Below are 13,258 nucleotides of genomic sequence, written 5' to 3'. Positions count from 1 at the left end.
CGATGAGCTCCCCCGGCCGGGCCACGGTTCTCGAGGACGTCAGCCCGCGAGGTGGCTCCAGCGCGGCGCCAGGTCGCTCCAGGGGCCGACGTCCGCGACGGCTCCCTCGTGGAGCACCACGACCCGGTCGGCCCGGGCGAGCGCCGCACGCTTCGAGGTCGAGCCGATCACGGTGGTCCCTCGCTCACGCAGCGACGACCACAGCTCGATCTCCGTCGCGGCATCGAGCGCGCTCGACACGTCGTCGGCCAGGAGCAGCTCGGCGTCGGTCGCGAGCGCGCGGGCGAGCGCGAGCCGTTGGACCTGACCGCCCGAGAGCCGGACACCACGGTGCCCCACGAGCGCCTCGTGCCCACCGGCCTCGACCACGTCGCGCTCGAGACGCGCGGCCGCGACCGGGCCGTGGACCTCACGCTCGTGCCCGAGCCGCACGTTGTCCGCGAACGTCCCCGACAGGACGCGCGGGACCTGCGCGACGTGCGCGACCTGGCCCGGGCGCAGGAAGGTCTGGGCGTCCTCGACGTCCGTCCCGTTCCACCGGATGTCACCCGTGTGCTCCATGAGCCCCGCGAGCGCCGCCAGCAGGCTCGACTTGCCCGACCCGACCTGGCCGAGCAGGAGGACGAGCTCGCCGCGCTCCACGCTCAGGTCGACGCCGTGCACGCCGATCGTGCCGTCGTCGTGCAGCGCGCTCACCCCCGCGAGCTCCAGGAGCTCGAGCGCCTGACGCGGGCCGGGGGCAGGGGTGGGCGCCTCGCCCGTGAGGAGGTCGACCCCGCGAGGCAGGTCCATGAGGTCCGCCCCGGCCGCGAAGCGGCTCGTCGCGCGCTGCCACGACCGGGTGCCGGGGGCCTCGGTCACGACGGCCCCGGCGACCACGCCGAACCAGCCGAAGCCGTTGACCGCGTTCGCGACCAGGAGCGCGGTCGCGAGGTCCCACGTCCCGGTGAGGAGCCCCGCCCAGGCCGCGACGACACCGAGCTGGATCATGACGAGCGGCACGCCGTCGAGCGCCGCCTGCACTCGGTGCTCGAAGACCGCTGCGCGCACGCGGCCCGCGTCGACCTCGTGCAGGTGCGCGTGCACCTGGGGCGTCCGGGCGGCGAGCTTGACCGAGCGCGCCGAGTCGAGGGCCGAGACCAGGGCGCGCCCGAACCGGGCGCGCGCGGCCGACGAGCGCGTCGCCGAGCGGCCCGCGATGGGGCGCCCGAGCGTCGACGCCGCGGCCGAGACGACCATGACCGCGAGCAGCACGGCCCCGGCGAGCCACGACCGGCTGAGCAGCGCCGTGACGCCCGCGATGACGAGGCCGTTGACGAGGTCCACCCAGCGGTCGGCGTAGCGCACGAACCGGTCGGCGTCCATGGCCCGCGCCACGACCTCGCCGGGAGGCGTGGCAGAGAGCCGGTGCTGGCGCGTCTGGCCCGTCATGACCGACATGCGCACCCGCAGCAGGACCTCGATCCACCAGCGGGGGTAGACGTACAGGGCCCGTGCGAGGCACAGGGGCGCGACCACGAGGAGCACCGCGAACGGGACGAGCAGCGCCGCGGGGAAGCCCTCGTCGAGCCCCTGGACCGCGTGGCCCCAGAGGAAGCCGGTCACTGCCCCCTGCGCCGACACGAGGCTCGCCACCAGGAACAGCACGGCTCCCACGACACCCCACGCCGGCCGCACGAACAGCGCGTGCAGCACGCCGCGCGCGAGGCTGGGGCCTTCGCCCGGGTCCGCCAGGGTCGGCGGGACGCCGCGCCGACGCCGGCCGCCGACGGCCTCGTCCGACGAGCCGGACGAGCCGGGCACCCCGTCCGCCCCGGACGTCTCGGCGACCGCCTCGACCACGGCCGAGACCACCTCGCCGTCCGCGCCGGCAGGGGCGAGCCCCGCGTTCGCCGCTGTGCCCTCGCTGCCCTCGCCGTGCTCGCCCGCCCGGCGGCCGGTGAGCACGGGGCTCGGCCGACCGTCCTGCGCGACGCTCGCCTCCAGCAGGTCGCGATAGGGGCCCGCGACGCGCGCGAGCGTGGCCCGCACGCCCTGCTGGACGACGCGACCCCGGTCGAGCACCGCGATCAGGCCGGCGCGCTCGATCGTCGTGAGCCGGTGCGCGACGAGCACGCCCGTGCGCCCAGCGAGCAACCGCTCCGACGCCGACACGACGCGGGCCTCGGTCAGGGGGTCCATGCGTGCCGTGGCCTCGTCGAGGACCACGACCTGGACGTCCCGCACGAGCAGGCGGGCGAACGCGACGAGCTGTTCCTCGCCCGCCGACAGCGACGTCCCGCCCGGTCCGAGCAGCGTGTCCAGACCGTCCGGCAGGCCGGCGACCCACTCGTCGAGGCGCAGCTCCCGCACCGCGTCCTCGACGGCCGCGCGCGGCACGTCGGCGAAGAGCGCGACGTTCTCCGCGAGCGTGCCCGCGAGGATCTCGGTCCGCTGGGTCACGACCCCGACCGCGGCGCGCAGCGCCTGCAGGTCGAGGTCTCGCACGTCCACGCCGCCGAGGAGCACCGCGCCCCGGGGCGGCTCGACCGCCCGCGACAGCAGCGACGCGAGCGTCGACTTGCCCGAGCCCGTGCGGCCCACGAGCGCCACGGTCGCGCCCGCGGGCACGTGCAGGCTCACGCCGGCCAGGGCGAAGGTGCCCTCGGCGTACGAGAAGTGCAGGTCCCGGAGCTCGATGCCCACAGGCCCGTCCGGGACGTCGCGTCCACCCACCGGCTCGGGCGGGACCGAGAGCATCTGCCGGATGCGCGTGAGCGCCCCGAGCCCCTCCTGGATGTCCGGGAGGTGGTGGACCAGGTTGTCGGTCTGACCCACGAACATCGAGGTGACCAGGAACAGGGTGACGAGCCGGTCGACGCCCAGCTCGCCGTCGGCGGCGAGCGCGGCCCCCGCGACGGCCACGCCCGCGAGCAGCGACGCGAGCACGAGCCCGGCCCGCCGGAGCATGCGCGACTCGACCGACAGCACGGCCTCGAAGCGTCGGTGGACCTGGGCCGACCGCTCGGCGAGCCGTCGCACCGCGAACGACTGGCCCAGGCTCGTGCGCAGGTCGTCGCGTGCCGCGACCGCCTCCTCGAACACGGCCGCATGGTCCGTCCAGGCCGCTTCCTCGACCACCTTGCGGCGCGCGATCTCGCCGAGCATGGGGCGCACGATCAGCGCGGCGACCAGTCCGAGCACGGGGAAGAGGATCCAGGCGGGCCACCAGGTCAACCCGGCGACGATCCACATGGGGATCACGCCGACGAGCGTGCGGCCCGCTCCCCAGGCCTGGCGGCGCACGAGCGTGCCGACCGCGTGGGTGTCGTCGTCGACCCGGTCGAGCACCTCGCCCACGGCCTGCTCGGTGAGCGTGGCGAGCGGCTGGTGCAGCGCCGCGGCGAGCAGGTCGCCGCGCAGTCGGCCCTCGGCCCGGTCCACGACCCCGGCCCAGACGACCTGGCCGATCGTGTCGAGCAGCGCCGCGCTGACGATGCACACGGCCAGGAGCTGGAGCGTGGCCGTCGTCGGGTCCGCTGCGAGCCATCCCGCGACGACCGTGCCGAACGCAGCGCCGACCGCCCCGACGGTCAGCGCGGCGAGCGCGAAGACGGCCTGCGGCCCGCGCAGCCGCCGCCAGTCCAGGCGGCGGGTGGGGTCCGTCGAGGTGACGGAGAGGGAGGAAGGAGCGGGGTCTGGGCCGGTCGGAGAGCCGGTGGGTGCATCGGTCATGGCCAGCCGATCCTATGGCGAGGGTACGACGTGCACGCAGGCATTTTCCGGCCCCGCGTCAAGGTCCGGACGTCATGGTCCGGACGACGGTGTCCTGTCGCCGGGACCCGCCGGCTCCGCCACCGGACCCGCCGGACCGGCCAGCAGGGACCGGCCGCACGGTGGCCGGCGCCCGGTGCTCCCGGGCGCCGACCCTCGTCGCTCAGATGAGGCCGAGGCCCCGCACCGCGTCGCGCTCCTCGACGAGCTCGGCGACCGAGGCGTCGATCCGCTCGCGCGAGAAGTCCGAGATCTCGAGCCCCTGGACGATCTCCCACGTCCCGCCGCGCGAGACCACGGGGAACGAGGCCATGAGGCCCTCAGGGACGCCGTACGACCCGTCGGACACGATGCCCGCGCTCGTCCAGTCGCCCTCGGGCGTGCCGTTGACCCAGTCGAACACGTGGTCGATCGCGGCGTTCGCGGCCGAGGCGGCCGACGACGCGCCCCGCGCGTCGATGATCGCCGCGCCGCGCTTGGCGACGGTCGGGATGAACTCGCCCGTGAGCCAGGCGGAGTCGGCTGCGAGCTCGGCACCCGGGCGCCCTGCGACGTCGGCGTGGAAGATGTCCGGGTACTGCGTGGCCGAGTGGTTGCCCCAGATGCTGACCTTGCGGACCTCGGAGACGGGCACGCCGGCGCGCTTGGCGACCTGCGTCAGCGCCCGGTTGTGGTCGAGGCGCGTCATGGCCGTGAAGCGGTCCTTCGGCACGTCGGGCGCGTTCGACGCCGCGATGAGCGCGTTGGTGTTCGCCGGGTTCCCGACGACGAGCACGCGGATGTCGTCGGCCGCACCGGCGTTGATCGCCTCGCCCTGGGGCTTGAAGATGCCACCGTTGGCCTCGAGGAGGTCACCGCGCTCCATGCCCGGGCCACGGGGACGCGCACCCACGAGCAGGCCGACGTTGGCCCCCTCGAAACCGGCGCGCGGGTCGTCGAAGATGTCGATCCCGGCGAGCAGCGGGAAGGCGCAGTCGTCGAGCTCCATCGCGGTGCCTTCTGCGGCCTTCACCCCCTGGGGGATCTCGAGGAGTCGCAGGCGGACGGGCACGTCCGGTCCGAGGAGCTGGCCTGCGGCGATGCGGAACAGCAGGGCGTAACCGATCTGACCAGCGGCTCCGGTCACGGTCACGTTCACGGGAGTTGTCATGTCCACACTCTGTCACAACGTCCGGGCGCTCCCCAGGGGTACTCGCACGCCCTGCGGATGGGGCGTCCGTCACACCCCTGAGCGCCCTGCGCGCGGGACGCGCGGGCCGGTCCCGGGCCCCTGCGCGGCCCGTTCCTCGGTCGTCGCGAACGCCCGACGGCGCCGCTCACCCCGGGAGGTGAGCGGCGCCGTCGGGCGTGCGGGGACGAGGATCAGGCCAGGCGTGCGGCCAGGTTCTCGTCGAGCGCCGCGAGGAAGTCCTCGGTCGTCAGCCACTCCTGGTCCGGGCCGACCAGGAGTGCGAGGTCCTTGGTCATCTTGCCGGACTCGACGGTCTTGATGACGACGTCCTCGAGCGTCTCGGCGAACGCCGTGACCTCGGGGGTGCCGTCGATCTTGCCGCGGTGCATGAGGCCACGGGTCCAGGCGAAGATCGACGCGATCGGGTTGGTCGACGTCGGCTTGCCCTGCTGGTGCTGGCGGTAGTGACGCGTCACGGTGCCGTGCGCGGCCTCGGCCTCGACGGTCTTGCCGTCCGGGGTCATGAGGACCGACGTCATGAGGCCGAGCGAGCCGAAGCCCTGCGCGACGGTGTCGGACTGGACGTCGCCGTCGTAGTTCTTGCAGGCCCAGACGTAGCCGCCCTCCCACTTCATGGCCGAGGCGACCATGTCGTCGATGAGGCGGTGCTCGTACGTGAGGCCGGCAGCCTCGAACTGGTCCTTGAACTCGGCGTCGAAGACCTCCTGGAACAGGTCCTTGAACTGGCCGTCGTAGGCCTTGAGGATCGTGTTCTTGGTCGACAGGTACACCGGGTAGTTCCGCTGCAGGCCGTACGCGAACGAGGCGCGCGCGAAGTCCTTGATCGAGTCGTTGAAGTTGTACATGCCCATGGCCACGCCGCCGTCGTCACCGTACGTGACGACCTCGGTCTTGATCTCTTCCGAGCCGTCGGCAGGCGTGTAGGTGAGCGTCAGGGTGCCGGCACCGGGGACCTTGAAGTTGGTCGCCTTGTACTGGTCGCCGTGCGCGTGACGGCCGATGATGATCGGCTTGTTCCAGCCCGGCACCAGGCGCGGGATGTTGGAGATGATGATGGGCTCGCGGAAGACGACGCCACCGAGGATGTTGCGGATGGTCCCGTTCGGGGAGACCCACATCTTCTTCAGGCCGAACTCCTCGACGCGTGCCTCGTCGGGGGTGATGGTCGCGCACTTGACGCCCACGTTGTACTGCTTGATCGCGTTCGCGGCGTCGATCGTCACCTGGTCGTCGGTGGCGTCGCGGTTCTCGATCGACAGGTCGTAGTACTTGAGGTCGATGTCGAGGTAGGGGTAGATGAGGCGGTCCTTGATGAACTGCCAGATGATGCGCGTCATCTCGTCACCGTCGAGCTCGACGACCGGATTGACGACCTTGATCTTGCCCATGCGGGGGTAACTCCAACTCTGCGAGGGGAACCTGAGGCCGCCCGCTGCCGCCCGGCGGGTGCCGGGGCTCCGCGCGCGAACCGTCGATGCTGACCGCCGACCAGGGTACTCGACTTCTCGATATCAAGATACTTTCCGCCCGGCCCCGCAGGGGTGCGTGCGGGCTCCCGGGAGCCTCAGCCCCCTGCCCGACGGCGGTTCGCACCCTCGCGTCGTCGGCCCGCCCTCTGGCGCACTCGAGTTCAGCAGGTGAGACTGGTCACGTTCTCATCAGCGAACTCCCAGAGATCGGTGGCAGGATGCCACCGAGATGCCGGTTCTGCACCGACGTCGGCTGTTCATCCCGAAGGTCCGGCCTTCCCGGACTCCTCACGCACACGAGACAGGAACATCATGTCCCAGGACACTTCAGCACCCGACGCAGTGGTCGTCGAAGAGGCGACGGTCGTCGTCGGGCCCAGCCTGCTCGCCCGGCTCGGCGCCGAAGCCTTCGGTACGTTCTTCCTCGTCCTCTCGATCCTCGGGGTCGCGCTCTACGGCCGCTTCACGGGCGCCGGGCTGGTCCTGCCGGTCGCGCTCGCGGGCGGCATCGCGCTCCTCGCGGCGATCGCGGCCGTGGGCCACGTGTCGGGCGGGCACTTCAACCCCGCCGTGACGCTCGGCGCCGCGATCGGTGGGCGTACCGCATGGCGCGACGTCCTTCCCTACTGGCTCGCCCAGATCGTCGGCGGCATCATCGCCTCGCTGATCCTCTTCGCGACGCTCCCCAGCGCAGCGCTCCCGATCCTCCAGCAGAACGCCGTGATCGCCGACGCGACCAAGCAGGCCTTCATCTCCGGCACGGCCAACGGGTTCGGCGAGCACTCGCCCCTCGCGGCGAGCACCAGCGGCGCGTTCTCGTTCGAGTGGTTCTCGGCGTTCCTCATCGAGGTCGTCGTCACGGCCATCTTCGTCGGCGTGATCCTCGGCGTCACGGACAAGCGCTCCAACTCGAAGCTCGCACCGACCGCGATCGGCCTGTCGCTCGCCGCGCTCCTCCTGATCGCCGCGCCGTTCACCAACGGTTCGCTCAACCCGGCGCGCTCGATCGCAGCAGCGATCTTCTCCGACTCGTGGGCCCTGAGCCAGCTCTGGCTCTTCATCGTCGCCCCGCTCGTCGGCGCGGCCATCGCGGCCCTGTTCTACCGCGCGTTCGCCTTCGCCCCGGTCCAGGACGACCTCCTGGCCGAGGACGAGGTCTTCGTGGTCGAGGAGGAGACCGACCTGACCGGCGCCCCCGCCGCGACCGCCGCCGTGGTCGCCGAGGAGGCGGCGTCGCCCGCCGTCGAGGTTCCCGAGGCCGTGGAGACCGTCGAGGTCACCGAGGTCGAGGTCACCGAGACCGAGGTCCCCGAGGCCGGAACCGGCAAGGACTCGACGGACGAGGACGGCACGGCCCCCAAGGCCTGACCCGAACCACCGCCCGCACGACGAGGCCCGGTCCGCCGCAGCGGACCGGGCCTCGTCGTCTCGTCTCAGATGTTGGGGACCGTGACCGCGAGGGCACCCATCACGGTGGCGGTCGCGAGGTACATGATCACGTCGGTCCAGCGGGTGCGGACCGTCAGCCCCACGGGTCCGGGGCCGGGCAGGAACGCGCGGACCCCCGCCCCGACGACCAGGATCCCGACGATGACGAAGACCCCCGCCCGGGCGCCGGCCAGCAGCGTCACCGCGACCGCGAGCAGGACACCCGCGAACACGAGCCACATCGCCAGGTTGCTCTGGGGTGCCGGCGCGACGACCACGGTCGTCTGCTCCGCAGGCTGCACTCCCCCCTCGCCGTTCCCGGCGCTCACCCGAGGGATGCCCGCGAGCGGCCCGACGGGGAGCGGTCGTTCCTCGTCCGACGCCTCGGGCGCACCGTCGAGACGGTGCCACGCAGGGGCGGCGGCCGGCCGATGCTGCGTCGAGGGGTCGTTGTGCGGTCCGCGCCCACGCGCGGTGACGTCGCTCACGCTGCCCACCAGTTCACGGTTCCGAGCCTACCGCCGACTACGGTGGTGACCGTGCCCTCACCAGTCACCACCGATGTCCTGCCGCACTCGCGGCGCCCTGCGGCCGGGTCCGTCGTCGTCGTGGGCGCGGGCCTCGCCGGCGCGCAGACCGTCGCCGCGCTGCGGACCCACGGCTTCACGGGGCGCGTGACGCTGCTCGGTGCGGAGGGAGTCCCCCCCTACGACCGCCCACCCTTGTCCAAGGAGCTCCTGTCCCGGCCCGAGCCCGCCTGGCTGACCAGGGAGATCGGGGTCGACGTCAGCACGCTCGCCGACGAGCTGCTGCTCGCGACCCTGCGGTCGACCTCGAGCCCGGCACCGAGGAGGTCACGGTCACGACCCGGTCGGGGCGGCGCGTCACGGCCGACGTCGCGGTCCTCGCCCTGGGCTCCGAGCCCGTGCGCCCGCCCGGCTGGGAGGCCGCGCTCACGCTGCACACGGCCGACGACGCCGCGCGACTGCGCGAACGGCTCACGCCCGGCACGCGCCTCGTCTCGATCGGCGCGGGCTGGATCGGCGCGGAGGTCGCCGGGGTCGCCGCGAAGGCCGGCTGCGACGTGACCGTGGTCGAGGCCGCGCAGACCCCGCTCGAGCGTCAGCTCGGCGCCGAGGTCGGCGCCCACCTGGTCCGCTGGTACGCCGACGCCGGCGCGCGCCTCCTCACCGGCGCGCAGGTCACCGAGGTGGGGGCCCAGGCCGTGGTGCTCGCCGACGGGTCACGGGTCGAGGGCGACCTCGTGCTCGCGGCCGTCGGCGCACGCCCCGCGACCGCATGGCTCAAGGGCACGCTCCCGCTCGACCCGCGCGGCTCGATCCGCGTCAACAGCGCGGGGCGGGTGGCTCCCCCGACCGTCGCGTCGCCGTCGGGCACCTCGGGGCACCTGCCCCTCAAGGCGCTGCGCCGCCTGTACGCGGTCGGGGACTGCGCGACGCGCGACAACGCGGTCTTCGGCCCCGTGCCCGGCGGGCACTGGTCCGCCGCGCTGCACGACCCCGAGCCGACGGTCCGTGCCCTCCTGGGCATCGACGAGATGCCCGCGGAGCCGCAGCCCGTCCGCGACCTGCTCGGGCTCGCCCCGGTCCCCCAGCATGCGCCGTACGTCTTCTCGCAGCAGCTCGGGCACGACATCGCGCTGTTCGGCACACCCTCGCCCTTCCACGAGGTCGTCTACCGCGGCGACCCGAGCGGCGGCGGGTCGGGCCACGAGGGCTGGATCGCGCTGTACCTCGAGACCGTCGCGGGCGCGCACCGCACCAACACCGAAGGGCACCGGCTCGCGACCGTGCGCGCGGTCCTCGTGGTCGACGCCCCGCGCGAGGTGGGCCAGGTGCGCAAGCTCATGAACCGCGACGTGGCGCTGCACGTCGACGTCGAGGTCGCGACGGACCCGTCGCGCAGGCTGCGCGACGCGGTCGTCTGACGGAGCGGCGGCCGCAGGTGCCAGGCTCTCAGCCCAGGCGACCGCCGAGCCGGGCGTGCCGCCGGGCGCTGTCCTCGTTGAGCCCCACGAGGGTCAGGTTCTTGCCGAGCGACGCGTACCTGGTGCTGACCGCGTCGAGCGTCGCGACGCTCGACGCGTCCCACACGTGCGCGCCGCTCAGGTCGATCGTGACGTCGTCCGGGTCGGTCGCGTACGCGAACTGGTGCACCAGGTCGTTCGACGACGCGAAGAACAGGGCGCCCGTCACGCGGTAGGTGCGCTCGCCGTCGGGCCCGTCCTCGCTCGTGACCTGCGTCAGGTGCGCGACCCTCCGCGCGAACGCGACCATCGCGACCAGGACACCGCTCACCACGCCGAACGCGAGGTTGTGCGTCACGACCGTCACGACGACCGTGACGAGCATGACGGCCGTCTCGCTCCAGGGCATGCGCCGCAGCGTGCTGGGCCGGACCGAGTGCCAGTCGAACGTCGCGACGCACACCATGAGCATGACCGCGACGAGCGCTGCCATGGGGATGAGGGCCACCAGGTCGCCCAGGGCCACGACGAGCACCAGGAGGAAGACCCCGGCCAGGAACGTCGACAACCGGGTGCGCGCGCCCGAGACCTTGACGTTGATCATGGTCTGCCCGATCATCGCGCAGCCACCCATCCCACCGAAGAGACCCGTGACGATGTTCGCACCGCCCTGCCCCCAGGCCTCGCGGGTCCTGCTCGACCCCGTGTCGGTGATCTCGTCGACGAGCTTGGCCGTCATGAGCGACTCGAGCAGCCCGACGAGCGCCATGCCCAGCGCGTAGGGCGCGATGGTGCGCAGCGTCTCGAGGGTCCAGGGGACGTCGGGCCAGAAGAGCGACGGCAACGAGTCGGGCAGCGCGCCTTGGTCGCCGACCGTCGGGACGTGCGCCCCGGACAGGACCACCGCGGCCGTGAGGGCGACGATCGCGACCAGCGGGGCGGGGACGACCGTCGTCCATCGCGGGAGCCCGACGATGATCGCGATCCCCGCCGCGACCAGCGGGTAGACGAGCCACGGGACGGCGACGAGCTGCGGGAGCTGGGCCAGCGCCACGAGGATCGCGAGCGCGTTGACGAACCCGACCATGACCGAGCGGGGGATGAACCGCAGCAGCCTCACGACCCCGAGCAGGGCCAGCACGATCTGGATCATCCCTGCGAGCAGGACCGTCGCGACGAGGTGGTCGAACCCGTGCTCGCGCATCACCGGCGCGATCACGAGGGCCACGGCCCCGGTCGCGGCCGAGATCATCGCGGGGCGTCCGCCCAGGAACGCGATCGACACCGCCATCGTGAACGACGCGAAGAGCCCCACGCGCGGGTCCACGCCCGCGATGATCGAGAACGAGATCGCCTCGGGGATCAGGGCCAGCGCGACGACGAGGCCGCCCAGGACCTCGGTGCGCAGGAGCCGGGGCGAACGCAGCGCAGCGACGACGGTGAGGGGGGCGCTCATGACGGACTCCTGGGGGTGGGGGCGATCGAGCTGCCCCTCCGGGAGTCGAACGGTGCGGTGTCGCTGCGCGGCCACGCGGTCGCCGCGCCCGGTCAGGGCCCGACGACCGCGTGGTCGTCAACGGGACGGGTCAGTGCGCGAAGTGGCGCGTGCCCGTCAGGTACAGCGTGACGCCGGCGGCCCGCGCGGCCGCGATGACCTCGTCGTCACGGACCGAGCCCCCGGGCTGCACGACGGCCTTGACGCCCGCGTCGAGCAGGACCTGCAGGCCGTCGGCGAAGGGGAAGAACGCGTCGGACGCTGCGACCGAGCCGCGCGCACGCTCCTCGCCCTCGGCACCGAGCGTGTTGGCGCGCTCGACCGACAGGCGGCACGAGTCGACACGGTTGACCTGGCCCATGCCGATGCCGACCGCGGCCCCACCCTTGGCGAGCAGGATCGCGTTCGACTTCGCGGCACGCACCGCACGCCACGCGAAAGCGAGGTCCGCGAGCGTCTCGGCGTCGGCGGCCTCGCCCGTCGCGAGGGTCCACGACTCGGGGCTGTCGCCACCGTTCTCGGTCGCGGCGTCCAGGCGGTCGACCTGCTGCATGAGCAGACCACCCGAGATGGGGCGGATCTCGACGCCGGCGCTCGGGGCGCCGTCGACCTGGAGCAGACGGATGTTCTTCTTGCGCGAGAGGATCTCGAGCGCCTCGGGCTCGTAGCCCGGGGCCACGACGACCTCGGTGAAGACTCCAGCGATCTGCTCGGCCGCAGCCGCGGTCACCACGGCGTTGGTCGCGATGACCCCGCCGAACGCGGAGACCGGGTCGGTCGCGTGCGCCTTGGCGTGAGCGTCTGCCACGTCGGTGCCGACCGCGACGCCGCACGGGTTGGCGTGCTTGATGATCGCGACCGTCGGGGCGTCGCCGTGGTCGTGCGCGGCGCGCCACGCGGCGTCGGCGTCGACGTAGTTGTTGTAGCTCATGGCCTTGCCGTGGAGCTGGCTCGCCTGCGCGAGGCCCGAGGGGCCGTGCCCGTTGGTGTAGAGCGCGGCGCGCTGGTGCGGGTTCTCGCCGTAGCGCAGCACGTCGGAGCGGTCCCAGGTGGCGCCGACCCACGCGGGGAAGCCGGTCGAGACCGGGCCCGCCTCGGTCTGGAGCGTGTCCGTGGGCGCGACGACGCTGCTCATCCAGGACGCCACCGCGACGTCGTAGGTCGCGGTGTGCACGAACGCCTGCGCCGCGAGAAGCTTGCGCTGCGCGTACGTGAAGCCGCCCGCCTGGACCGCGGCGATCACGTCGCCGTAGGCGGCCGGGTCGACGACGACGGCCACGCTCGGGTGGTTCTTCGCCGCGGCGCGGACCATCGAGGGGCCGCCGATGTCGATCTGCTCGATCACGGCATCCGGACCGGCGCCCGACGCGACCGTGTCCGCGAACGGGTACAGGTTGACGACCACGAGCTCGAACGGTGCGATCTCGAGCTGAGCAAGCTGCTCGAGGTGGTCCGCCTTGCGGGTGTCCGCGAGGATCCCGGCGTGCACGCGCGGGTGCAGCGTCTTGACGCGACCCTCGAGGCACTCGGGGAAGCCCGTGAGCTCCTCGACCTTGGTCACGGGGATGCCGGCGGCGGCGACGGTCGACGCGGTCGAGCCGGTCGAGACGAGCTCGACGCCCGCGGCGTGCAGAGCCGTGGCGAGCTCGACCAGGCCGGTCTTGTCGTAGACGCTCAGCAGTGCGCGGCGCACGGGACGCTGGGCGTCGTCGGCGATCTGGACGGTGCCGGAGGCGGGGGAGGCAGGGGAACTTGCGGACATCGGAGTGCTCCTGTGGGTCGTCAGCGGGTCGCGGGAAGATACCGGTCACCCAGGCGCCCAGGCGGACGACGCACCAACAGGTCGATCGGACGCTCCCCGGTGGTCGTTCCCACCCTCGCCAGTCGCGGCCGCCTCCGATCTTACCGTGCCCGGTTCGCGGCGGGCTGGGGGG

The 13,258-nt window shown here is 73.1% G+C and carries 8 protein-coding genes, 1 pseudogene and 1 riboswitch; of the genes and pseudogenes, 3 read left to right on the top strand and 6 right to left on the bottom strand.

Translation table 11 applies throughout. The features are described from left to right. Positions 1 to 39 precede the first annotated feature (39 nt). The 3 genes from OERS_RS16970 to OERS_RS16960 form a co-directional block, all read right to left on the bottom strand. Positions 40 to 3,714 carry an ATP-binding cassette domain-containing protein gene (locus OERS_RS16970; protein WP_068627243.1) on the bottom strand — a complete coding sequence of 1,225 codons (3,675 nt, stop codon included), beginning with the start codon at positions 3,712 to 3,714 and terminating at the stop codon, positions 40 to 42. Between the two features lie 202 nt (positions 3,715 to 3,916). After that, positions 3,917 to 4,903 carry a malate dehydrogenase gene (locus tag OERS_RS16965; RefSeq protein ID WP_056647628.1) on the bottom strand — a complete coding sequence of 329 codons (987 nt, stop codon included), beginning with the start codon at positions 4,901 to 4,903 and terminating at the stop codon, positions 3,917 to 3,919. A 212-nt stretch (positions 4,904 to 5,115) separates the two neighbouring features. After that, positions 5,116 to 6,333: an NADP-dependent isocitrate dehydrogenase gene (locus OERS_RS16960; RefSeq protein WP_056647625.1), complete on the bottom strand. Its 1,218-nt coding sequence runs from the start codon at positions 6,331 to 6,333 to the stop codon at positions 5,116 to 5,118. Between the two features lie 393 nt (positions 6,334 to 6,726). Between OERS_RS16960 and OERS_RS16955 the strand changes: the two genes are divergently transcribed. Further along, entirely contained in the window at positions 6,727 to 7,782 is a 1,056-nt protein-coding gene (locus tag OERS_RS16955) for an aquaporin (RefSeq protein WP_082848711.1), read from the top strand. Between the two features lie 65 nt (positions 7,783 to 7,847). On the opposite strand, the gene OERS_RS20800 is transcribed toward OERS_RS16955, so the two are convergent. Beyond that, positions 7,848 to 8,330, bottom strand: a complete 483-nt coding sequence (locus OERS_RS20800; protein ID WP_231907616.1) for a DUF3017 domain-containing protein — start codon at positions 8,328 to 8,330, stop codon at positions 7,848 to 7,850. On the opposite strand from OERS_RS20800, the pseudogene OERS_RS22305 reads away from it, so the two are divergent. Both OERS_RS22305 and OERS_RS22110 read left to right on the top strand, forming a co-directional pair. Further along, positions 8,274 to 8,540, top strand: a pseudogene (locus OERS_RS22305) (hypothetical protein); the annotation flags it as partial. The gene OERS_RS20800 and the pseudogene OERS_RS22305 overlap by 57 nt on opposite strands. A gap of 59 nt (positions 8,541 to 8,599) precedes the next feature. Next, on the top strand, positions 8,600 to 9,790 hold the full coding sequence (locus OERS_RS22110; RefSeq protein ID WP_139107903.1) for an NAD(P)/FAD-dependent oxidoreductase: 1,191 nt from the start codon (positions 8,600 to 8,602) through the stop codon (positions 9,788 to 9,790). A 28-nt stretch (positions 9,791 to 9,818) separates the two neighbouring features. Here OERS_RS22110 and OERS_RS16940 read toward each other — a convergent pair whose 3' ends face one another. Next, entirely contained in the window at positions 9,819 to 11,285 is a 1,467-nt protein-coding gene (locus tag OERS_RS16940) for a SulP family inorganic anion transporter (protein WP_068627236.1), read from the bottom strand. A 130-nt stretch (positions 11,286 to 11,415) separates the two neighbouring features. Then, positions 11,416 to 13,086, bottom strand: coding sequence for a bifunctional phosphoribosylaminoimidazolecarboxamide formyltransferase/IMP cyclohydrolase (gene purH, locus OERS_RS16935; RefSeq protein WP_068627233.1), 1,671 nt, complete (start codon positions 13,084 to 13,086; stop codon positions 11,416 to 11,418). A gap of 48 nt (positions 13,087 to 13,134) precedes the next feature. Then, positions 13,135 to 13,222, bottom strand: a riboswitch (ZMP/ZTP riboswitch). Positions 13,223 to 13,258: the final 36 nt, after the last annotated feature.

Source organism: Oerskovia enterophila (genome assembly GCF_001692445.1).
GTDB classification, from domain to species: Bacteria; Actinomycetota; Actinomycetes; order Actinomycetales; family Cellulomonadaceae; genus Oerskovia; species Oerskovia enterophila.
Note: the sequence above shows the minus strand (reverse complement) of the source record. Positions and strands in the feature narration are given on the sequence as shown.

Excerpts from the sequence above, each read along its gene's own strand:
- OERS_RS16970 (WP_068627243.1), bottom strand. The coding sequence starts at position 3,714 with ATGACCGATGCACCCACCGGCTCTCCGACCGGCCCAGACCCCGCTCCT.
- OERS_RS16965 (WP_056647628.1), bottom strand. The coding sequence starts at position 4,903 with ATGACAACTCCCGTGAACGTGACCGTGACCGGAGCCGCTGGTCAGATC.
- OERS_RS16960 (WP_056647625.1), bottom strand. The coding sequence starts at position 6,333 with ATGGGCAAGATCAAGGTCGTCAATCCGGTCGTCGAGCTCGACGGTGAC.
- OERS_RS16955 (WP_082848711.1), top strand. The coding sequence starts at position 6,727 with ATGTCCCAGGACACTTCAGCACCCGACGCAGTGGTCGTCGAAGAGGCG.
- OERS_RS16940 (WP_068627236.1), bottom strand. The coding sequence starts at position 11,285 with ATGAGCGCCCCCCTCACCGTCGTCGCTGCGCTGCGTTCGCCCCGGCTC.
- purH (WP_068627233.1), bottom strand. The coding sequence starts at position 13,086 with ATGTCCGCAAGTTCCCCTGCCTCCCCCGCCTCCGGCACCGTCCAGATC.